Source organism: Trueperaceae bacterium, assembly GCA_002707365.1.
Classification (GTDB): Bacteria; Deinococcota; Deinococci; order Deinococcales; family Trueperaceae; genus UBA6957.
Genome location: PAMQ01000003.1, coordinates 1 through 23117 on the forward strand (window position 1 = coordinate 1; position 23117 = coordinate 23117).

General features: G+C 47.3%; 16 protein-coding genes, 2 tRNA genes and 2 pseudogenes. 11 read left to right on the forward strand and 9 right to left on the reverse strand.

From position 1 onward, the window contains the following. The first annotated feature begins 43 nt into the window (after nucleotides 1-43). Nucleotides 44-154, forward strand: a complete 111-nt coding sequence (locus CMO31_00210) for a hypothetical protein (GenBank protein ID MAZ52431.1) — start codon at nucleotides 44-46, stop codon at nucleotides 152-154. 251 nt (nucleotides 155-405) lie between these two features. Here CMO31_00210 and CMO31_00215 read toward each other — a convergent pair whose 3' ends face one another. Next, the gene (locus CMO31_00215) at nucleotides 406-2385 is read right to left on the reverse strand and encodes a threonine--tRNA ligase (GenBank protein MAZ52432.1); all 1980 of its coding nucleotides are present in this window, start codon (nucleotides 2383-2385) and stop codon (nucleotides 406-408) included. A 180-nt stretch (nucleotides 2386-2565) separates the two neighbouring features. On the opposite strand from CMO31_00215, the gene CMO31_00220 reads away from it, so the two are divergent. From CMO31_00220 to CMO31_00235, 4 genes are all read left to right on the forward strand, one after another. Continuing rightward, on the forward strand, nucleotides 2566-3348 hold the full coding sequence (locus CMO31_00220; protein ID MAZ52433.1) for a hypothetical protein: 783 nt from the start codon (nucleotides 2566-2568) through the stop codon (nucleotides 3346-3348). A 234-nt stretch (nucleotides 3349-3582) separates the two neighbouring features. Then, nucleotides 3583-4974: a hypothetical protein gene (locus tag CMO31_00225; protein MAZ52434.1), complete on the forward strand. Its 1392-nt coding sequence runs from the start codon at nucleotides 3583-3585 to the stop codon at nucleotides 4972-4974. 5 nt (nucleotides 4975-4979) lie between these two features. Continuing rightward, the gene (locus CMO31_00230) at nucleotides 4980-5630 is read left to right on the forward strand and encodes a hypothetical protein (GenBank protein ID MAZ52435.1); all 651 of its coding nucleotides are present in this window, start codon (nucleotides 4980-4982) and stop codon (nucleotides 5628-5630) included. 16 nt (nucleotides 5631-5646) lie between these two features. Continuing rightward, nucleotides 5647-7095 (forward strand): hypothetical protein, encoded by a 1449-nt coding sequence (locus tag CMO31_00235; GenBank protein MAZ52436.1) that lies wholly within the window; start codon nucleotides 5647-5649, stop codon nucleotides 7093-7095. On the opposite strand, the gene CMO31_00240 is transcribed toward CMO31_00235, so the two are convergent. Continuing rightward, nucleotides 7073-7711 carry a hypothetical protein gene (locus CMO31_00240; GenBank protein MAZ52437.1) on the reverse strand — a complete coding sequence of 213 codons (639 nt, stop codon included), beginning with the start codon at nucleotides 7709-7711 and terminating at the stop codon, nucleotides 7073-7075. The two genes, CMO31_00235 and CMO31_00240, sit on opposite strands and share 23 nt — an antisense overlap. 412 nt (nucleotides 7712-8123) lie before the next feature. On the opposite strand from CMO31_00240, the pseudogene CMO31_00245 reads away from it, so the two are divergent. Next, nucleotides 8124-9551: pseudogene (locus CMO31_00245) on the forward strand (cysteine--tRNA ligase). A 16-nt stretch (nucleotides 9552-9567) separates the two neighbouring features. Here the strand turns inward: CMO31_00245 and CMO31_00250 are convergent. The 5 genes from CMO31_00250 to CMO31_00270 form a co-directional block, all read right to left on the reverse strand. Then, complete coding sequence (locus CMO31_00250; protein ID MAZ52438.1) at nucleotides 9568-10476, reverse strand: hypothetical protein; 909 nt, start codon at nucleotides 10474-10476, stop codon at nucleotides 9568-9570. Beyond that, the gene (gene trpS / locus CMO31_00255; protein MAZ52439.1) at nucleotides 10477-11484 is read right to left on the reverse strand and encodes a tryptophan--tRNA ligase; all 1008 of its coding nucleotides are present in this window, start codon (nucleotides 11482-11484) and stop codon (nucleotides 10477-10479) included. 208 nt (nucleotides 11485-11692) lie between these two features. Further along, the gene (locus CMO31_00260; GenBank protein ID MAZ52440.1) at nucleotides 11693-12826 is read right to left on the reverse strand and encodes a hypothetical protein; all 1134 of its coding nucleotides are present in this window, start codon (nucleotides 12824-12826) and stop codon (nucleotides 11693-11695) included. Nucleotides 12827-12929: 103 nt separating this feature from the next. Continuing rightward, on the reverse strand, nucleotides 12930-13457 hold the full coding sequence (hpt, locus tag CMO31_00265; protein ID MAZ52441.1) for a hypoxanthine phosphoribosyltransferase: 528 nt from the start codon (nucleotides 13455-13457) through the stop codon (nucleotides 12930-12932). Between the two features lie 65 nt (nucleotides 13458-13522). Next, nucleotides 13523-14257 (reverse strand): pseudouridine synthase, encoded by a 735-nt coding sequence (locus CMO31_00270; protein MAZ52442.1) that lies wholly within the window; start codon nucleotides 14255-14257, stop codon nucleotides 13523-13525. Between the two features lie 666 nt (nucleotides 14258-14923). Here CMO31_00270 and CMO31_00275 point away from each other — a divergent pair. After that, nucleotides 14924-15010: transfer RNA gene (locus CMO31_00275), tRNA-Leu, on the forward strand. Between the two features lie 52 nt (nucleotides 15011-15062). Here the strand turns inward: CMO31_00275 and CMO31_00280 are convergent. Beyond that, nucleotides 15063-17195 carry a glycine--tRNA ligase subunit beta gene (locus tag CMO31_00280; protein ID MAZ52443.1) on the reverse strand — a complete coding sequence of 711 codons (2133 nt, stop codon included), beginning with the start codon at nucleotides 17193-17195 and terminating at the stop codon, nucleotides 15063-15065. Then, nucleotides 17195-18055 (reverse strand): glycine--tRNA ligase subunit alpha, encoded by an 861-nt coding sequence (locus CMO31_00285; protein ID MAZ52444.1) that lies wholly within the window; start codon nucleotides 18053-18055, stop codon nucleotides 17195-17197. Before CMO31_00285 ends, CMO31_00280 begins: the two co-directional genes overlap by 1 nt. Before the next feature lie 181 nt (nucleotides 18056-18236). On the opposite strand from CMO31_00285, the pseudogene CMO31_00290 reads away from it, so the two are divergent. The 4 genes and pseudogenes from CMO31_00290 (at nucleotide 18237) to CMO31_00305 (ending at nucleotide 23089) form a co-directional block, all read left to right on the forward strand. Beyond that, nucleotides 18237-20444, forward strand: a pseudogene (locus CMO31_00290) (Clp protease). A gap of 105 nt (nucleotides 20445-20549) precedes the next feature. Further along, a complete protein-coding gene (locus CMO31_00295) occupies nucleotides 20550-21908 on the forward strand; it encodes a DNA repair protein RadA (GenBank protein MAZ52445.1) in 1359 nt (452 codons plus the stop codon). Further along, entirely contained in the window at nucleotides 21898-22950 is a 1053-nt protein-coding gene (locus CMO31_00300) for a hypothetical protein (GenBank protein MAZ52446.1), read from the forward strand. The genes CMO31_00295 and CMO31_00300 overlap by 11 nt, the downstream gene beginning before the upstream one ends. A 63-nt stretch (nucleotides 22951-23013) precedes the next feature. Further along, nucleotides 23014-23089: transfer RNA gene (locus CMO31_00305), tRNA-Ala, on the forward strand. Nucleotides 23090-23117: the final 28 nt, after the last annotated feature.

Sequence of the window (23117 nt, forward strand, 5' to 3'; positions counted from 1 at the left end):
TGCAACACCCTGGTTAGATAATCGCCACGCCGTATTCGGAACGGTGATTGAAGGAGAAGATACTCTCACCAACCTAACCCGCATCGACCCCAACTCCCCAGCTGGGGAGACTCCAGATCTCATCGAAACAATAGAGATTTTGATGGTTAGCTAATCAAATATGCCGACCCTCGGGCGTCCTAAGTCAATAGTACACACTTTTTTTGCCCGGTTCTTAACACTACTAAATACCTAGCTAATCAGCATAAGGTTATGGAAAACAGAACAAACGCCCTTCAGCGACTTGATTTATTGAACATAAGATTACACAACGCTGAACTGGACGTAATCCACTACGCTGAAAACAAACCGTCATGAAGTCTGAAGTCTATAGAAATCCTTCCCAGCGCCTCAAGCCCGGTCTAACTAATCAATGGGAAGGATTTCAAGGACTCTCGCACCTATGTTGGTTGATAAGTGATTGATCAACACGGTAACGGGTACATCGTTTCTGTTGGGTTCTTTACGACTCCTAAAACTGATCGTCTCATTATCGACTTCGCGGTCACCAAGTACCGCAATATAAGGCACTTTGTAGATTTCAGCATCTCGAATCTTCGCATTCATCCGTTCACTACGACTATCGACCTCAGTCCTTATACCTGCCTTCGCAAGCTGTTTACGTAATTTTTCAGCGGGACCACTATGTCGATCAGCTATCGGGACTATCCTCACGTGTTCTGGGGCTAACCAAAGTGGAAAATCACCTGCAAAATGCTCAATCAGGAACCCAACCAATCGTTCATGGGTACCTAATGGTGCACGGTGAATGCAGAGTGGCACTTGTTTTTGATTTTGCTCATCGATATAAGTAAGCCCAAGTCGGCCGGGTTGGGCGAAATCAACTTGATTTGTCGCCAAGGTAAATTCCCGACCAATCGCGCTCTTAATCTGAACATCAATCTTCGGCCCGTAAAAAGCTGCTTCATCTTCAACCTCAATGAACTTGATGTTAGCTGACTGCATCGCATTTCGTACCATTGTTTCGGTTTTCAACCACAGGTCCGGATTATCGACATATTTCTTTCCTAAGCCATCTTTACCGTGCTTGGAAAAGCGCATGATATAATCATCTATTCCAAACAGTTCAAAGTACTTGAAGTAAATCTGTATTACCTGCAAAAATTCTTCCTCGAATTGGTCTTCCGTGCAGTAAATGTGAGCGTCATTCATCTGCAAGCTACGTACCCGCATCAGACCCATTAACGCCCCAGAATCTTCGTACCGGTAGCAGGTGCCATATTCTGCCAAACGAACCGGAAGATCTCGGTAACTACGAGGCCGAGCAGCAAAGATTTTATGGTGGAACGGACAATTCATCGGTTTAATAAAATACGTGGTGTTTTCCAATTGCATAGGTGGATACATGTCTTCTTGGTAATACGGTAGATGACCGGTTTTCAGGAAAAGCTGTTCTTTGGCAAGATGAGGACTCCTGACCCGTTGATAGCCAGCGGAATACTCAACTTCCTTTGCCAGTCGTTCTATTTCTTCTATCAAAATCGCGCCCCGGGGAAGCCAAAGCGGTAACCCCGGTCCCACGTCCTCATCTAAGACAAAAATATCTAAATCTGTACCGATTTTACGGTGATCCCGTTTTTTGGCCTCTTCGAGTTGCCAAAGATGTTGGTCAAAAGCTTCTTCTTCTTTGAAGGCAACCCCGTATATGCGTTGCAACATAGTGTTTTGTTCGTCCCCCCGCCAATAAGCACCGGCGATAGACATTAGCCGAAAGTGTGGGGTTATTGTTCCGGTACTTGGCACATGAGGTCCTCGACAGAGATCAGTGAACCCCGCAGACCCTCCTTGGCGGTAAAAGGTTATTGGTACATCATTTGGAATATTCTCAATCAAATCTATCTTGAATGGGTCTCCCCTTTCCGTGTATGTTCTTAAAGCGTCATCTCTCTCAACAAAATATTTCTCAAGACTAAGGTCCGCTGCTATGATGCGACGCATCCGCTTCTCGATCTCTTCCAAGTCTTGTGTGGTTAGGCTCCGTGGGAGATCGAAATCATAGTAAAATCCCGCATCTATAACCGGTCCTATACCCAATCGTATCGAAGGTCGGTCCTCTCCCTCAGCGACTAAATACTCAATTACGGCCTGGGCCATCACATGAGCCAAGGTGTGCCGCATAAGATCAATGGACTCTGGGTCACGGGTGGTGACTATTTTTATATTTGCACCCTCAGGAATTTCTGATAGAAGATCGCGTAGTTCCCCATTAACCACAATACCGAGTGCTGCTTTGCCCAAACCAGGCCCAATAGTAAGGGCGACTTCTGCGCCCGTTGAGTTTTTGGGAACATCTAATCTTTTGCCATCAGGCAAAACAACGTGCATTCTTCACCTCGGTCTACCAGGGAATGTTTAGCTGGGTCTTCAAAAGCACACCAACAGCTGCGTTCAGGAGCTACCCAACAACCGGTATTATATTAAAATCTCCCCTCGGCCCAATGTAGCGCAGCATTTCTTATCCCAAACTTGACTTTCTCCTTACCCATCAGACCGGTATACTGAAACATGCACCTTGTCGCCGTAGTTGGTCCTGAACCTGAACTAGAAGCTGTGCTTCGTAATCATGTGGACTCTAAACGGCGCTTCCACTTCCATCCTGTCCCTCCCGGCCCGATTAAAAAGATACTGGACTCTTTACCGTCTCTCGATTTTGCTGGGGCGCTGGTGTTTGACGAAGCAATGCAGAAAGGAGCCTTCCCTCACGTAAGCAGAAGTAGTCTTGACGCCCAAGAAGCAGAAGCTGTGGATACGGTTACAGTCACTCAAGGGGGATTGATTGGGGAATACAACCACGGCCGTGCCTTAAGCGCGGCTTTGCGTCAGGAAGGTTGGGATGCCCGAGAAGCCAAAGCTGTAGTGGTTGGATCAAATCCGCTTGCTCGAGCAGTGGCGCGGGACCTTTCTAGTATCGGCGTAGCTCAGTTGACTGTACTAGGAGAAAACCGTCCCGAGGCCGAAGCTATTCTTGGTGGACTTGCAGCGAGTACTATAACTATCGCTAGAGCCTCGAACGACCCCCTAGGTCGGGCTTACCTAGAACAAGCCGACCTGCTTGTTCGCGTTGAGCCAAAGTTCGAAATCCCAGATGACGTCCTAGGTCCCCATTTAACCGTCGTTGATCTTGGGCCGGAAGCAGTTTCGAAACTACGCGGCCAAGCCCTTCGGTTGGGGTCAATGACTCTAAATCTTCGGGACATTCAAGGCCATCATATTGCCTTGGCTCTGAAACATATTCTTGGTGGAGACATTACTCCAGGACCATTTCTTGAAGCCCTCCACAAAATCTAAACCCCCTAGTTCCCGTTACAAATTGGATTCCCCGTAAGATTAGGATCTCCACCTCGACGTTGGGCCCAGAGCACTAGCGCCTCGTTGTAGATTTCCAACGCCTGCTGCCGCAGTAAACTGTTTTGATTTATTTCCGACTCTAAATTCCGGCATCCTAAGCTTTTGCATTAGGGCCTGTATACTTAGTCGCCTATGTTGCCACCCGTTCTAACAATCCTGTTGGGAACACTGGTTTTGTCCTTTTCTTATGCTCAAAAGCCAACTGTCCATTTCGATCTCGGTTTTTCTGGAGAATTTGTTAGCGGTCGATGGAACCCGGTCCGTGTTGAATTGCGGGACATCAATGAAGCAGAGTTAGAGATTCACATTGACCAGGGCTCTCTTCTGACGGGAGAACTCCCGATGGTCTACCGGGCACGTTTACCCGGCGGTAACGGTCTTTCGGTTTTTGAAGACGATTTATACATTCCCACATGGCGACAACTTAGTTGGTTAATTAAGTCCGGCAAGAACACACTCGCTAGCGGGTCTTTTAACCCACAAGAACGATCATCTTCTCCCCTGGACATCATCGTTTCGGTTCACCCTGGTAGATGGCGGTCTTTTTATGACTCGTCCTCCCGTGTCCTAGAAACAGACCCCGGCCGACTACCGAAAAGACTAGCGGCATATAACGGTGTTAGGTCTTTACTTATAGATGGCACTTCTGAACCTCCACAACTCGAAGCCATTGCTGCTGCTGCAGCATCCGGCGTAAAGGTAATTCTTAACACCCCTTTACCGAATAGCCACGACAATCTTTCCCTCTTGGCAACATCCCCTTTAAAACGGCTTGGCGCTGGTTGGATCATAGCCAACGGTAAAACACCTGATGAATTTAGAACTTTTCTTTCGGTCCATAACGGTTTAGATGGTCCACTTTTTGAGAGAATAGTAGGTGCAATCGAGCATACTGCCCAACGCGGTGCCCCTCGGTTACTTTTGCTAGTAGTTTTGGCCATTTATAGCTTGTTAACCCTTTTTCTTCTAAGGTTAGGCAATGCTGTTGCAATAATAAGTACACTAGCCCTAGGAGTAGTATCTTCCTTAGGGGCCTGGGTTCTTCTTCCACCTGAAACTCCCAGGTTAACTTCTACTTTATCGTTAACAATCTGTGGAGGAGAATTGGCGGCTAATTTGCGGTTCCATTCAATTTATAACCGCCCTCGAGGAGAGCTCAACTTAGACTTAGTTGGTCATCCGATTGAAGATCGATCCTATGTGATCGGCCCGCGGGGTATAACATTCTCACTAGAACGGGGGGAGCGCACAACCATTTTCGCCAAGCCTATCCTTTCCCCGGCCCCCCTTGTTTGGCAAGGGAGCTCCTTAATCAATACAGGGTCAGAGAGTCTTTCCAATGTCTATGTCAATGGGTTCGGAATGCAGGACAACGAATTGTTACCGGAGTTTGCTCTGGTACCGGCGAACAAATCGACCACAGATCCGCCTAGTTTGTATCTCGACCTTGAAAACCATTTACCCAGGGGTACAGCTTTCGCCTTAGCTGGGCGAAACCTGATTATCGCGTTGCCCACTGAAACTGATATTTCTATGCCTCCTCACGAAAACTCCAAGGAGCCTTAAAGAAGATGCATCTGTTCGATTCAATAGCTTCTCAGGCTAGGCAAGCAAACTTCATTCAACTCCTGGCTCTGATTTTGGCTATCCTTACATTCGTTACCTATTCTCGGTGGGAGGTAGCCGGACACTTATTCAACAACTCATGGTTCACAGTAACCCAGGTTCGCCTATTTAGCCTTACCCTGATAGCCCTAGCTTACGGGGGTTCGTGTGCGGGTTCCCAAAAAACCAAAAAACAAACTACCGCGGCATTGGTCCTAATATTCGCCCTGGCAACATTACCCTTCGAATTGGTGTCGTATTTCCCAACCCTCCCGAGCACCTCTCTATTAACGACTATATTTATTCCTTTACTGACAGGAATAGCGTTTTATGGATTGGGCTTAGCGGTGGGTACGATGTTACTAATCATACGGAGTGGTAGTTTAATGCCGTTGGCAATAATTGGAGTGATAGTCGGGATGTTAGTTATCGATGTAAGGCTTAAAACAAATTTCCTGAATCCCTTCAAGGGGACAACATCTCCAACCTGGGAACACTCCGTAATTATAGGGATCATGGCTGCAATAACCGTACTATTTTTATTATGGCCCCAAAAAAGACAACACAACCGAGATTCTCGACACTCCCAAAATATATTTGAGCGAGTGAGCCGCTAGGGACCTGAGATAAACCATGATCAATACTTCTGACTCTCGCCGGACTAGCACCGAGATTAACCGCATTATTTCTAATGAAAAACTACACGAACGACTTTCTCTAGCTCGTTTCTTTAACATCCGAATACTCATTTGCAGTTCGATTATTTTGCCGTGTTCGCTTTTAGGCTGGCTGCTTGCGACTCCTCTTCTTATACATTCCTTAATTCTTGCACTGTGCTTGATCGTCCCTTGGAGTTTCCCGAGAGGGAAACGAGCCTCCTGGGGGTTGACTAAGCTAACCGAACAAACAGGTTTGAGTTACGAAACAGCTATGGAATATAGCAATCAAACTGACGACAAGTACGATTTAATCAAGGGCCTTAGGATGCGTCGAGAAGAAATGGTCCGGAATTTTGAAGTCCCCCGATACCCACCTTGGTGGATACCCCTTCTAATTCTTTCTATAGGGTTTTTGTTTTTACCTTCACCTGGTGGAGCAACCGAACACTTAATCCGTTTTCCCACCAATGCACTAGATAATATAGATTCCAACAAAGACTTACATACTGCGGACGACCCCGGCTCATACCTTAGGAATAATCCTGACCCCGAATTAGAACTCAGGCAAGACTTACCGAAAGAACACGTACCTAGCGAACATGACACATTAAGATCTAACCTACGCAGCGATATAGGTGTAAAGGGAAAACCTACAGACGAAAATATCCTTGCTGATTTCGTCACCAACCTTTCTAATCGCAATGCCGCCACAGACCTGACTCAATCTCAGCCAAATCCGACCACCGGACCAACGTCTCCGCAAGCCCCTTCCCCTGTTCCTGAGACCACCAACTTACTAGAAAATGCCGGAATGGCTGATCAAGGCTCATCAGACGAACCTGGAGCAGGTCCCCCAAGCGCTAGCCAGGATCTCGCGACCGACCCCGAAGGAGTCCCGGACGGCCTCTCCGGCATTGACCCCCCAGAAAATGCGGCACCTTTCCTTCAGGAAACACAATCAGTGGTTTCTGGACAAAATAATGAAACCGATTCAACCAATAAGGAATCCGTCGATACCCAAGAAGGCTTGCCCTTGCCTAGTCAAACGTCCCCTAACGATAACGAACCTAATGCAAGCCCAGAGGACGCTGTTGAAACACTGCCTGGGGAAGGAAATTTGGATGGCGACCAGCCAGGAAATGGCTCCACTCCAGGAAAACAGCTTGGGGAGGCTACCGGGACACTTCTACGCAACCAACAACGGGAGAAAGTTGAATCTGAATTCACCCCTGAATTTATAGAAGGAGTACCTTCTCGGAGTCGAAATAATCGTGGTGGTCTAACCGAGGTACATGGTGAAAAGAATTCCGTCACCTTATCGGATTGGTCGGAATTTGATTACGTCCAGACGCCTGAAAAAGCTATAACAGAGGGCCGTATTCCAGTTGATTACCAAGAGATTATTCGTAATTACTTTCGCTAGCCTCCGTCAAGGTATAACTAGTTTTTAACCAGTTTGCGAAATAGCTAGAAATCTCTTGGATGCCTAGCGTTAGGACCTCTACATAGTCGGGATCCTGGTCTATAGGAAGAATGGGTGCTGTGGCAGATTCAGTACGGTCCATTTCAATAAATGGACCGAGATACTCTCGAAGAATCCGCCCCTTCGCAACCCCTATGACTATTAACTGCAACCTGAGCGAGATCTTAACTTCCCTAACCTGCTGGAGAGGGTTAGGTAGCCCAAGGCTGAAATATTCACGTGTGGTTCGTTCAAAGTCTGGCACGCCTACCAGAACAACTAACTCAGCGCCTATGTTACGACCAATTCGAAGGGCATCATTAACTAACCGGCCAGGACCAAACGCGTGGGACCGTTCCCTCGCCCGGACAGAAGCTGGCCTAGAAAACCGAACTTCCTTGAGTTGAAAAAGACCTATTTGATCCTGAACCTTTTCAGCGAGGCCATCTAGCGCTATAGAACGTGGCCCATTGGCAATGGCGATTTCCGGCAAATTCGAAGCAGCCAGCTCACCTCGGGGAAAACATCCTATTAGGGCAACCATTAGCCCTAAGTAAGTGAAATACGCTCGGAGCACGGTAATCAAGTTTTACCCTTTTTTCGGTTCGTAGGTTAATAATTAGTTAAGGCTCCTTAACAATTGAGCAAAGATGTTTTTCCTATGGCCAAATCCTTTAACCTCAGCCTGCTTACTTCCATACCACCCTTTACTCGCTGCGCAAGACGATATTAGACGGTATTTGTAATTTTTTAGTGTTTCTTATTTCACCAACTCACCGCCGGCGAACTTATCGGATTTGGCGCCTGCACACGCCTGATCGGGCACTCCGTCATTTTGGCCTGCTTAAGCCGCAGGTAACAAACGCATGGTAAACTACACCTCGTTTAGTGTTGTGTCTACACGGAATTTAGAATTCCCAATTAGACCCTATCCACAAGCTATGCTCGGCACAGTGAGGTAGGCTCGCCCCTGGATAAAAGGAGTTATCTTGAGTCTAGTCCTTTACAACACGCAAACCCGCGCTAAAGAAGTGTTCACTCCAATTACCCCAGGTCGGGTCGGAATTTACTTTTGTGGCCCAACCGTTTACTCCGAGCCTCATTTAGGACACGCTCGTGGTGCTGTAATTTTTGATGTTTTACGTCGTTGGCTCAGGTCTGAAGGTTATTCGGTCCGTTTAGTGTCAAACGTCACTGATGTTGGTCACTTAACTGACGATGGCGATAGTGGTGCTGACAAACTTATCCAGCGGGCCAAACTTGAACAGTTGGAGCCTATGGAGATTGCCGAAAAATACTTCTGGTTGTACTTTGATGGCCTGGCTGCATTGAATGTACAACGTCCAGACGTCATCCCTAGAGCTACAGGACATATACCAGAACAGATTGCTATTACCGAAGAACTTATTAATCGTGGCCTTGCCTATGAGCGTAACGGGAGTGTGTATTTCAAAGTATCAAAATGGAACCAATACGGGGAGCTGTCAGGTAGAAATCCCGAAGATCTTTTAGAAGGAACTCGGGTACAAGTCCGTACAGAAAAGGACGACCCAAGAGATTTCGCATTGTGGAAACGAGCTGAAAAGGAGCACTTGATGCGTTGGAACAGCCCCTGGGGAGAAGGCTTTCCTGGGTGGCACTTAGAGTGCACAGTCATGAGCACAAAATACCTAGGCAACGAATTTGACATTCATGGAGGTGGACTTGACCTTGTCTTTCCGCATCATGAATGTTAATTGGCACAAGCTCGTGGAGCCGGTATGCCCTTTGCCCGGTTTTGGCTGCATTGGAACATGATAACTCTTGGTGGGGAAAAGATGGCCAAATCGAAAGGCCACTTCATAAGCCTGAGCCAGTTATTTGAAAATCACCATCCGTCTGAAATCCGTTTCCATCTCCTTCGCTCTCATTACAGAAGCGTTTCAGAATTTAGTGAAGAATCCCTAGCATCTTCATCTTCAGGACTCAAACGCCTATTGGACGCCCACAACTTACTATCATCAACGCCCGACCAAAAGGGGATTACTCCCGACACGTCGAACCCCTTCACGACCCATCTTGAATCTTTTCAAAAAGCAATGAAGGACGACTTAAACACCCCGAAAGCTATCGCTGTTTTGTTCGATGCGGCGCGAGATGTTAACCGCGCTATAAAAAAAGGGGTCTCAGATTCTCTTCCGGACGCCAAATTCCTCTTCAACTATGGCCTCTACGAAATACTAGGCCTCTCCCCAATCAATGACCAGAACATAGCTACGACTAGATTAGATGGTCTAATAACAATGTTGATAGGCCAGAGAGATCTAGCGCGACAACAGCGAAATTACGCACAGGCCGACAAGATTCGAGATAACCTTCACGACTTGGGAATTATCCTTGAAGACGGTCCGGATGGAACCAACTGGAAATTAGATTAGAGAACTGGAAACTAACCTAGCCTGGGTACCCCCACACTTTATAGATAATCTTCGGTACGTCAGTAAGGGTCTTAGCATTCCTGAACCGTTCCGCCTCCGGCCCATAAACAATTAGTGGAACGGGATTACGGGTGTGCAGACTTGTGTTCATTTCTTCGATATTGCCATGATCGGAAGAGATTATTAAAGTTGTGTTTAGACCAAGCTCTTCCAGCACGCCACCTATAACCTTATCAACCTTCTCGACGATATCTAGAGCCTCTTGAAAGGAACCTCGGTGGCCCACCCGATCTGTCATCCAGAAGTCAAAAAACGTAAACGTGTGCTTCCGTGACATCTTGGCCAAATCATTACCTGCCTCGCCAGGAGATAGGGGATTTAAATTAGGAACGGTTTTCCTAAGTGCTTCACGAGTAATGTCACCACTCACCGCCTCCCGATCAACCAATTCGTTTATTGAAGCCAGTTTTCCGCCCGAAGCCAGAGCTGCGTAAACGGGCACATTTACCCGGAACCGACGACGTTCGAGGGCCTTAAAGTACGAAGGAGGATAAGCGTTTGCTAAAATAGCACCACCCCGAAAACAATTAGCCCTAGAAAATAGAGTCCCTTTATCTAGAGCTGATTTAAGGGTTGGACCAGGCCAGGGACCGTAATGGCCAGACATCACCTCCGCACCATTTATTCCGGCAATTAAAGAAGTTTGGCCTGTTGCAGACTGCGGTAACCCATCAAAGCCTAGTGTAGCGTCAAGCCTTGCAAACAGTACCCGCTGGCATCGTCTTTCTAGTAGAGTCCTGGTTAATTTACCTCCAATTAAATTGGTTAAATAAGGCGTTCTGGCCAAAACAAACGGGTTGGCCTCTTCATGATCTGGACCAATCCCAACTCCGTCTAGGAACAGGAAGAGGAACTTGGAACCCATTTACCCTATGCCTACTGCCCCTTTTACTTTATCAAGTACCGGCCAGGCTATTTCTCGCGCTCGTTGCGCTCCTTTGTGAAGAATTCGGTCTAGCTCTGCTGGATCTCCCATATAGGAGTTAAACTTTTGTCTAATCGGCTCAAGTTCGTTAAGCACCAAGTCGGCAACAGCAGATTTCAGATACCCATAGCCCTCACCTTCGAACTCGGCTTCGACTTGTGATTTTGCTAAGCCTGATAATACGCGATAAATAGTCATTAGGTTGAGAACGCCTGGCGAAGCATATTTAAATCGACATTCTCGTCCCGAATCTGTTACCGCAGACATAATCGTCTTCCGTACGACCTTCTCAGAATCTAGAAGGTTGATGGCGTGCCCGACCCTTTCTTGATCAAAGCTTTTGCTCATTTTGATGGTGGGATCGTCCATTCCCATAATTTTTGCCCCAATATCAGGAATACTCACTTGCGGAAGGGGGAACACCTCCCCAAAAAGGTTATTGAAGCGAGTGGCTATATCTCTTGTCAACTCCACATGTTGGCGCTGATCTTCTCCTACTGGTACTAAGTCTGTATTGTATAGAAGAATATCTGCTGCCTGAAGAACAGGGTAATCAAGGAGTCCTGTTCCAATACTAGCGGTTGTTTGGGATTTGCTTTTGAATTGAGTCATCCTCTGTAACCATCCAAGTGGCGTGGTGCAATTCAATATCCATGCTAGTTCAGCATGTTCATGAAGATGAGATTGCACAAAGACAATATTTCGGTCAGGCTCAATCCCGCTTGCAAAAAACAACGCCGCAACTACTCTAGACGCCTCGCGGAGTTTTTGGGGGTCTACGGCTTCTGGAATAGTTAACGCATGTAGGTCAACTACACAAAAAATATTGTCTCTTTCTTCTTGGGACGCTACCCATTGCCTCAGAGCTCCTAAGTACGTACCGAGATGCAGGGTACCTGTCGGTTGCACCCCGGAAAACACCCGAGGCAAAGAATCTTTATTGGACATATGGGACGAAACGTTGGTCGAGCTAGATGGTTCCATGCCACCAGTATAGCTGTGCCCGATTAAGTTGCCGTGCAGTTTCTTGTTCGAAGAAGCCAGCCAAAACCGATTTTGCCTATAACGTCCCACCTAACCAATTTTGTTGGCCACAGTTTAAATTGGCTGACTGCACCAAACAATCCAGCGATTAAGTAATACATTGGTTGGGGGTTCAATGTTCAACATCGAGCTCTAACCATCTGAAGGGGTTCATGGGTACTCCCCGAAGCCGCACTTCCCAATGAAGGTGTGGGCCTGTCGATAACCCCGTTGACCCTACATACCCGATGACCTGCCCCCGGTTCACCCAATCTCCAGTCTCGACCAACATGCGAGATTGATGGCAGTAAATACTTGATAGACCCGCCCCATGATCGATCACAACTACTCCTCCCCTAATTGAGAAAAACCCGGTTTCAACCACGACGCCTGAATTGGTTGCTAGGATCTCAGTGCCCGTTTTTGCAGCAATGTCGACCCCAGAATGTGGATAGATCTCAGGTAATCCGGGGTATCGTCGGCCTTGTCCGAAAGCTCCAGTAATAGGTCCGATAACGGGAACCCTGAAGCTACTCTGCCATAACCTGTCGATCCGTCCATCCCCATAATCTTTCCTTAATCGAGATTCTTCGATGACCCTCTCCTTCAGGTCCAGACTATTTAAATTACCTGACCCGAATTCTAAATTAAGTACGGGGTGGGCATACTCTAAAATCCTGACTGTTTTTTCAACGGTTCTTTCTTCCCGGAATTCGTCAACAATCCTCCCGGTAAAACTGATCACCCGATTATCGGAAACCAGGTCTATGCTGCCAAAAGCGTAGCCAGACGTGCCAGAAACAAAAACCGGGAGCTCCTGATCTCCAGCCAGAATTTGCACCGCTTCTACCCAAGCGTCCTGGTCACCCAAACCCTCCCAACTAAGACGAATAACGTATGGATCTCCTCGATAAATAGAATCAGCAACGTGGATCTCGACTTTTTGAGCTCTTATTGCGTTAATTTCTCTAATTTCAATAACTGTATTACCGGCATTGTCGCGAGCGGTAACCGTCAAATTTTGCAATCCAGGCTGTCCGGAAAACAAGGTCCTCGAGTCATGCGCCGTAACCTTTTTTATGTCGTCTCCGTATTCTAACTCTACGCTAACCAGTGCGTTGGCAGTGACAAATACCGGGAATGTTTCATCTGCTAGAACTTGCTCTTGAACCTGGACTGATATTTCTAATGGGTTACCAGTGGCCATTGATACTGAAAACCAGCCAGCGAAAACTAAATATGTGGCAAGAGAAATCCTCCGGCACATTCGCTGTAGTGACCTATCTACCTCACCACCCAAGCCGAGTTTCACCCCATATGGGAAGCCCCTCGACAAGGACGTTAGGTGGGTCGATTCCATTATTTTTGGGTTAAGCCTTTTGGCTGGTGATAAACGGTAGATTCCTATAGATCTGGTCGGCATCTAAACCATAACCGTAAACAAAGGCATCCTCTATCTCAAAACCTAGGTAGTCTATTCCGACTTCGACAAGTCTGCGCGAAGGCTTAGATAGTAAAGCAGCAACTTTAACGCTAAGCGGTTCTCTGCCTTTCAGATATCTCAGCAAATACTGCATCGTTAACCCGGTATCAACAATATCTTCAACAAGAATTACATGCCGATTTTTCAAACTTTGATCTAGATCTTTGGTTAATCTAACCTCGCCGCTGGATTCCGTCCGGGAACCATAACTAGAAACAGATAAGAAATCGACGGTTATTGGAGCATCAATAGCGCGCACCAAATCCGCTAAAAAAATAAATGCTCCATTAAGCACACATATGAGATGGGGGCTCTGGCCCGCATAGTCACGACATATAGCTGACCCTAATTCTTTAATTCGCGTTTGAATGACCTCGGGATCGAGTTGAACATTTCCAGCTCCAGAGGAAAATATACCTTTTCCGCCCACAGTCTAAACACCCCACAATATTGACTAAATCTCTGCCTATCCTTACCTAGTTAACTTCCCTCGAAAGTATACCCGGCTGCTTCCATATCATCAGCCTGTAAAATCCTGAACTGACCCACCCCTATTTTACCAAGGACTAGCTGACCTATCCGCACGCGAACTAACCTAGAAACCGTGTATCCGATTACGGTCAACATTTTGCGAATTTGTCGGTTACGACCCTGATGAATGGTAATGAAACAACCACCTTTAAGAATCTTTACTTCATCCGCGACTGCAAGTCCATCATCAATCTTTACGCCACGTAGCAACTTTTGGCGAGCGTTTGAACTAAGACTTCCTTCCCTCGTCCAAACTCTATAGCCCTTGGGAGTCCGATGCTTAGGATGAGTAAGAGTGTACGTAAGATCGCCATCTGTTGACAAAAGCATAAGACCCTCAGAGTCAGCATCAAGACGTCCTACTGGGTGTAACCCACGGACATGGGGCACCAAATCCATTACAGTAGGCCTTCCCTTATCGTCTTTTACTGTGGAAACCACTCCAACTGGCTTATGAATCATGTAGGTAATATGGGTTTTCCGCCTTAGGACCGGTTTACCTGAAACCGTGATTTCATCATTAATTCCAACTGTCGCGCCGAGATCAATAACAACACCATTGACCTTAACTTCTCCTTGTTCAATCAACTGTTCGCATCTACGTCTACTAGCTACTCCCGCTCGAGCAAGAACTTTTTGTACCCGCTGACTGCTCACGTATCCGATTTTACTCCGTTTGGACACCCTTAATCCTCTCGGTAAACACTGCTTTGGCTTACCTTAAACCGAAGAGCCCCCCAACATGTTCCTCTCCCAAGCAAATTCCTATCGGGCATCTACCCTAGATTAATGTTCCTTTACGGACCCGGCTATGTTCCAGCCTATCCTAGAAAACAGAGACACTGCTAATTTGCCTGGTACCTCAATTTTAGATCTTCCCTCCAAGGCGGTGACACCAAAATTAGATCCTTGGAATCCACTGCACTTTCCCACGTTCCGGGCTCGATCGTCCTTTCGATTCGAAGCCTGTCGGAATGACCCCTTCCCGACTCTCGGACAGCGGCCTTGCACCTTAACCCCGTTTTCGTTACCTAAATATCTATGGCTCCTGAGTGTTTACCCTCTCAGGCATTCGACTTCGGATCATTAGTTATGTCCCGGAAACACACCCCGTTATGCTTTTTGAGCTCTCTCAAGCCCATTGTTTTCAACTTATCTACTATCGCGATAGCGGGCTCATTATCGATGCAGCGACCGGAGCTGGATTTCACAGACTCTCCTAGTACCTCTTACCAAGGTTACGGTCCTCAAAACATTCACATACCTCTTGAATGGAAAGCCTGGAAACACTCTCTTATGCAAAACCTTCTGTGTTAAACTGCGCTCTTGTCGTTCCGAATCTTCGACCATGCCGAAGTGGCGGAATTGGTAGACGCGCATGATTCAGGGTCATGTGGCCGCGAGGCTGTGTGGGTTCAAGTCCCACCTTCGGCACCATTTTAATGTTTTAGGACATCACGGTTGTTTCTTTGCTAAAGCCAGCGCACTCCTAAAGGGTTACTCCTTCGACCCTTTCAAGGTTACCTAGACTGGAAAGGGTTTCTTTGACTTCCTTTAGAAGAGCGAGTCGATTCCTTTTAACCTCTTCCTCATCAGCCATAACCAGTACTTTATCTAAAAAATTATCTAGCGGCTCTTTTATAGCAAGGATCCCGCTAATCTCGTGACTTAACTCTTGTGGTCGGTCAGGAAGGTTTGCCTGCAGATCCCAAGGTATAAATGCCTTATCAGCTTTTTCTATTAACGCCCGTGTAGCCTCTCGAAATTGCCCTAAGGATTTTGCAAGATACGATTCTGCAGGATCACGAAATAGAGCTGGGTTTATTTGTCCATCAGTATTGGTTTCCCCAATTAAATTAGAAGCACGTTTAAACAGAGCCAAAAGATCAGGAAATTCTCCTATCGTGCATAAGTGCGATAGGAGAAGGGCCCGTCTAGCATTATGTATGACGGGCAGTTTTATATCAGCCGCAGCGCGGGTAATCGATGTTTTAATCCCATGTTCTTGAAGTATCGATACCATCCGCTCGTGAAGGAATCGACTCACCTCTTCAACAGTTGCCTCGCTTTCGCTATTAAGTAACGGCCGCAGTGTGCCTGCTGATATAGAAATTAGATCGCGAGCTGGTATTTTCCACCCCTGCCGATTAAGAATTCTTACTACAGCTACGGCCGCCCGTCGGAGGCCGTAAGGGTCAGTTGAGCCCGTGGGTCCTGACCCGATAGAAAAAAACCCGGTTATCGTGTCTAAGCGATCCATTACAGAAAGAAGTGCACCGACATTATTTCCTGGTAACCGATTCATTGACGCTTTAGGCAATCTCCCTTCTTCTAGTATCTGGGCAATTTCCGGCTCAAGCCCCTCACTGAGAGCGTATTCTTTGCCCATCGTGCCTTCTAGATCTGGATGTTCCGCTACCATTTCGGTGCTTAAGTCTGCCTGATAAATTGGTAAAACTTCCTCTAATTGTTTCCTTGCCTCTTTGGAAATTGCTAAAACTCTGCTGACAGAAATTGTTGACCTACGAATCCTGGCCACCTTGTCAGCAATTGTCCCCAGTTTCCTGTGGAAATTGATCCCGGATAGCCTGTCGGCATGCTCTAACAACTTGAATTTTCTGTCTGCCTCCCAGAAGTATTTAGCGTCCTGGAGGCGACCGTTGAGAACCTGCTGATAACCGTTGCGAACCACATGGACATTTTTGACCGAATTATTTGAAATAGCCGCGAAAAAGGGGGCTATTTGCCCATTTAGGCCGCTGATTGGAAAAAATCGCTGATGTTTCATCATTACGGTACGCAAGACCTCTTCAGGTAGCTCCAGATGGGAATGATCGTATTCCCCTAAAATCCCAAAAGGCTTTTCAACCAAATTCGTAACCTCGTCAAGTAAATTTTGGTCAATGGTTACCTTTAAATTCCTTTTCCCTATTGCGGCTTTCAATTCCCTTTTTGTAGCTTCGAGACGTTCTTCAACATCGACAAGCACCTCGGCTTCCGAAAGTAGCTGCACATAATCTCGAGGATCCCGAATTTCAATTGGTCCAGGAGATAAGAACCTATGCCGATAAGTAATGCTGCCGGCATTTATCCCAGCCACTTCGAAGGGTACTAACTCCGACCCGAATAAAGCTGTCACCCATTGAATGGGACGGATGAAAGAGGTTCGTCCGGAGCCCCACCTCATTTTCCTGGGAGCAGGGATCTCTTGAATAACGTTATGGAGAGTCGAAGCCAAAAGCTCAGAGGTTGGTTCGCCACCCATTTCTTTAATAGCGAATAGATAAGGGCCTCGTTCGGTTTCTTCAACGATTAGATCTTGAACTTCTAATGAATTAGCCCGGGCGAATCCTATTGCAGCACTTGTTGGAAACCCTTTTGCGTCAAAGGAAGCTATTTTAGCGGGTCCACGCCGCCGCTCCTCCCGTACCTGGGTCATTGGGCTAACGCTTTCGACAAGTACAGAGATTCTTCTTGGCGAACCATAGGTGCGAACTGGACCATGATTGACCTGAATTTTGTTAAGGACCATTTTGATTCCCGAAGCTAGCTCCAGAGCTCCCTCGGCGATATACCAACTGGGAAGCTCTTCCGTGCCAATCTCTAGCAGAAAAGGTAACATCAGCGATTCGCATCTTCCGACAGTTGTTGTTCCAAGTACTCTTTAGCGCTACGCTCGGCTATTCGTCTAACTCGTTGGACATAACTTTGGCGTTGGGTTTGGGCTAAAACACCACGGGCATCAAGCAGATTGAATACGTGCGAGGCCTTCAGAACAAACTCATACCCCGGATAGACTAATTTAAGCTCAATAAGGCGATTCGCCTCAGTTTCATAAGCCTCAAATAGGGTGGCTAGCAATTCGGGATCACTTTGCTCAAAATTATATTGACAATGCTGTAATTCAAATTCCCGGCGTAAATCTCCGATGGTCACACCATCGCTATAAACAATTTCGTAAGCGTGATCCTTATTTTGTAGGTACATTGCCAATCGTTCGAGTCCATACGTCAATTCAACGCTAACTGGTTCACTGTCAATCCCACCGATTTGTTGAAAATATGTGAACTGGCTGATTTCCATCCCGTCCATCCATACTTCCCAACCTAGTCCCCACGCGCCTAGGGTCGGGCTTTCCCAATTGTCCTCAACAAAGCGTATGTCATGTTTACCTGCATCTATCCCGATTTCGGCTAGCGACGTCAAATACAATTCCTGCACTTCTAGGGGGGAGGGCTTCAAAACTACTTGGTATTGGTAAAAATACTGAAACCTATAAGGGTTATCACCATTTCTACCGTCCGCAGGCCGTCGACTCGGCGCAATTCCCGCTACTTTCCACGCCTTGGGGCCTAGGGCTTTAAGAAAAGTGGTCGATGCGAACGTTCCAGCACCTACTTCAGTATCTTGGGGTGGCGATATAACACAACCTCGATTTGCCCAAAATCGGTCTAAGGCCATTATGATATCTTGGAAATTCATGTTCGCTCTCCCCAAAACGCGAAACGTTTACTCATTTTTCTCCACGCGACCAAAACCAAACGTAACAAATGCCCTTTTGGTAACCAACGTCGAGCGCGTACTATAACATCATGTTGATCCCTGTCGATGACACATTAGACGCCTTGCGATCTACTTGGCTGTTTACATGTGTGGAGATCCTGTGAACCGTTACGACGATCGAGCCCGCCTAGTTTTTCACTTTGCCCGCGAAGAGGGGGCTAAATTAGGTCACGCCATGATTGGGCCAGAACATCTACTTCTCGGGCTAATGCGTGAGGCAGGCACCGCTTCCCAAGTCCTTGGTGAATTTGGCGCCACTTTAGAAGGGTTCCGCCGCCAGGTCGAGGAGATGGTCGGTCGCGGAGACGGTTTGCCGCGGAACGAAACGGCCGCTATTACACCCAGAGCTCGACGCGTAATGGAATTAGCTGGATCTGAAGCCCGTAGCCTGGGAAGCAATGTCATCGCCACCGAACATATTTTACTGGGAATAATTAGGGAGGGAGACGGGGTTGCATACCGTATCCTTCAACAACTTACTCGTGATGTAGACACCGTTCGCTGGCGCATTCTTGCGGCAGCAGACCCTAAAAATCAGACGGAAGAAACATCCACACCTTTCCTTGACGAGTACGCCAGGGATTTGACAAATGAAGCGCGCGAAAAGAAGCTCGATCCGGTAATTGGGCGGGCTGAAGAAATTCGTCGCGTGATCCAGATACTATCCCGAAGAAATAAGAATAATCCGGTTTTGATTGGGGAGCCTGGTGTTGGTAAGACTGCCATAGTTGAAGGCCTTGCCCAATCCATTGTCGATGGTAATGTTCCACCTAATCTCGGCGCTGTTCGTGTACTCTCGATCGACCTACCTAATATTGTTGCGGGAACCAAATACCGAGGGGAATTCGAGGAGCGCTTACGACAACTTATAGAGGAGCTGAAAAACCCTAAGGTAATAGCCTTCATTGATGAACTCCACACCCTTGTAGGAGCTGGTGGCGCCGAAGGTACTTTAGATGCAGCTAACATCTTAAAACCCTCGTTATCACGAGGAGAGGTACAAATTATTGGCGCAACCACCATTGGCGAATACCATCGCTACGTTGAAAAAGATGCTGCTTTGGAACGGCGTTTCCAACCAATAATTGTTTTGGAATCAACCCCTGAAGAGTCTTTTGAAATCCTCCAGGGGTTACAGGAACGATATGAGGCACACCATTCTGTTTCAATCCCTGAGTCGATACTGAAGATGGCAATTCGCTACGGGGAAAGATCAATGCCGGGCCGCAATTTTCCTGATAAAGCAATAGATTTGATCGATGAGGCGGCGGCCCGAACTAGGTTAAATAAATCTTTAGGCTCGCCTGTCTTACAAACTGAAGATGGAACCCCAATAGTCAGCCGAGAGGACATAGAAGCAGTCGTGAGTTCTTGGGGCGGCGTTTATATCGATGAGAAGGATCCGGCCAAATTGGATACCGTTTTTGACCGCCTCAAAGAAAAGGTCATTGGCCAGGAATCCGCTATAGCTTCTCTTTACTCTGCCCTCCGCAGAGCTCAAGTGGGATTAGGCGGTCGAACCCGTGTTTCGGCATCATTGCTTTTTGTTGGGCCTTCGGGTTTGGGAAAAACATATCTGGCCAAACAATTAGCAATTGAGCTTTTCGGGAGCGAACGCTCGCTAACGCGATTAGATATGTCTGAATACCAGGAATCTCACACCGTTTCTAAGCTAATTGGAGCGCCGCCTGGTTATATCGGTCACGAACAAGGTGGCAGATTGACTGAAGCTGTCCGGAGGCAGCCTTTTTCAGTCGTCCTATTAGACGAAATCGAAAAAGCCCATCCTGATATTTTCAATACGCTTCTGCAGGTGCTGGATGACGGGAGACTCACTGACGGACTCGGCGCTACAGTGGACTTTCGGCGAGCTATTTTAATCATGACAAGTAATTCAGGATTCAACTCAGCCACCAAGGTGGGATTTCAAGAGTCAGGTCTGCCGGACGTTGAGATGCCCCTAAGAAATATTTTCAATCACGCATTTATGGATCGACTAGACTAAATTATTGTGTTCAAAACTTATACCGAAACCGAGACCGTTTACATAATTGAACAAATGTTGGCGGAAATTAAAATCGAACTTTCCAATAGGGGTATCGAAATATCGTTTAGTCCTGAAGTCGCACATTTCTTATGTGAACGACTGCCGAAAGGCGACAGCGTTCGCAGACTGAGAACCATAATTAGAACTGATATCGAGGATCCCTTATCGCTCGAACTCCTAAACGTAACTAACGAAGACCCAGTTCTGGTTCACGTCGAAAACGGTGACCTTTGTTTCGCTCGCCCTGTCCCGATTCTTTGAACCCACCTCTAGCTACTAATAGCCCAAGGGGACTTCTCACTTTGAATGTTTGTTTCTTTATGCTCCGAAAACCTTCTTAGGTGTAAAAGTTAAAATGCTCGGTGTATGGCGAAAATGAGCACGGTTTATCGGTGCCGAGAATGCGATAGTCAATCAACATTTCCGTTAGGACGTTGTCCTCGTTGCGGTGAATGGGGAACCATGGAACCCCGGGCTGAGACACCTGCTCTAGATATTGATAACCGGATCGCCGAAATGAATTCGGCCCCGTCCGAATTGACTCGACTTTCGACAGTACAAGTAGATGACTCATCCCGACGTTCGGCCGGCATTCCTGAAGTCGACCGGGTATTAGGGGGGGGTTGGGTACCAGGGGGTGTTCTTCTCTTAACCGGAGAGCCTGGTGTTGGGAAATCAACATTACTGCTTCAATTGTCTGACCTTGCAGCCTCAGTAGGCCATCAGACCTTATACATCTCGGGAGAGGAATCTCTGTCTCAAGTGAAACTACGAGCTAACCGAATCGGAGTGAAAGCTGATCTAGCCTTAACACGCGAAATCAACGCTCATGCCCTAGCCCATCACTTCCAGAATACTTCAACAGATTTAGTGATAATCGACTCAATTCAGTCCATTCTTGCAGACACCAGAAGTACCCCAGGATCTTTGACTCAAGTCCGGGACGCAAGTGCTATTCTTACCCAAGCAGCAAAATCTACAAATACCACCCTTGTCTTAATCGGACACGTTACAAAGCAGGGCGGAATAGCTGGCCCAAAGGTAATAGAACACATGGTGGACGCTACTTTAAGCCTAGAAGCCGCATCGACTTTCAAGATCTTAAGGGCCCTCAAGAATCGTTTTGGGCCTGCCGGAGAGGTGGGAGTTTTTGAGATGGGCTCGGAAGGCCTTGTTCCTTTACCCAACCCTTCTCAGGCCTTCCTTGCTGAACGTCGAGGTGACATCCCTGGTTCGGTTGTGCTTGCTGCTTTGGAGGGCCAGCGGTCACTACTTCTTGAGGTACAAGCGTTGGCTTCCAAAACGCCTCATCCTTCTCCTCGCCGGGTGGTACAAGGTTTAGATCCAAGGCGAGTTGATGTTGTCTTAGCTGTACTTGAACGCCGTGTCGGTCTTCCTTTGGCTAGCCTTGACATCTTTATCAACGTTGCAGGGGGTCTTCGACTTACCGACCCAGGGGCAGATCTCGCAGTTGCATTAGCCACCTATTCAGCGATAATCGGCAAATCATTGCCCGCCCAAACGGCTGTGGTCGGAGAGGTGGGGCTTGCGGGAGAAGTCCGATCTGTCAAACAAATGCTCCAACGCCAGAGGGAATCCGAACGTTCGGGATACCCCCATTTAATTGCACCGACGACCCAATCCACAGAACACCCTGGAATTCGGTCAGTATCAGAAGCTATTACTTTGGCTTGGGGAAACGGGGTACCAATCGATGAGTCATAGGCCACCATTAAGTCTGGTCCTCACGATTTTTACTAGCGTCTCCCTAGGACTAGTGTTTTTCTGGCTTTCGGGTATCTTACTTCAAAACGGAGTTATTGAAGCGTCAAGCAGTCGAATATACATCACTTTGGTAGGCATATCTTTGGGCTCTTTGTCGACTCAACCAACGCTTCGGTTGATCAAATTTTTTACCCGCCAGATTTTGGCGAGAACAACCATCAGAACCAAAATCGACCTCCCCTCAGTATTCCTTGGAACAGTACTTGGGCTCCTCAGTACCGTTTACATAGATCACATTCTGACTCTAAATAATGCTTATGACCCTTACCGATCAGGAATAATAGCTCTAGCATTGATATTGGCTTTCTATTGGTTGAACGCAACCTTGATTCGCCGTTTCACATTCATTCGAACGCTCAACAGATCATTGTTCCCCTCTGACCCAATATTAACAGACAGCAAGGTCCTGGATACTTCCGCCCTAATTGATGGAAGACTAAACGCTATCATCAATTCCCACTTCTTAGAACCCCCATTCTTAGTCCCAAATTTCATCGTAAAAGAACTCCAAAATCTAGCCGACACCTCTGAACCTTTGAAGCGGCAACGTGGTCGGGCGGGCCTTGAATTGCTTAACCAACTATTCCGTAGCGGACCGTCTTTCATTCAACTGTTTCCTTTCGATCAGCTTCAAAATAAACCAGTTGACGATCGTCTCGTATCATTGTGCACCACTTTCAGAACTACCTTAATTACGACTGACTATAATCTCACTAGAGTTGCGCAATTAAGTGGAGTCCGAGTACTAAACATGAATATTTTGGCGACTGCTATGGTGGCTCCAGTCTTACCCGGCGACCAACTCTCCGTAGCTGTCGCCCAGAAGGGTCGGGCACGTGGACAAGGCGTCGGTTTTTTACCTGATGGCACAATGGTGGTCATCGAAGCCGCGCAAGACCTTCTCGGGAAGCAAGTCTCCGTGATAGTGACCCGAAACCTGCAGAGCGAAACGGGCAGAATGATCTTCGCAAAAGTGGCTTAGGTCAAGTTTAACCTTGACACTTACTCTGCTCGATGAGTATCGTCTGGACACTTGCTGTATTATGGGGCCTTAGCTCAGTTGGGAGAGCACCCGCTTTGCAAGCGGGAGGTCGCCGGTTCGAGCCCGGCAGGCTCCACCAGCTGTTTCTCGACACGTCAAACTCCTAT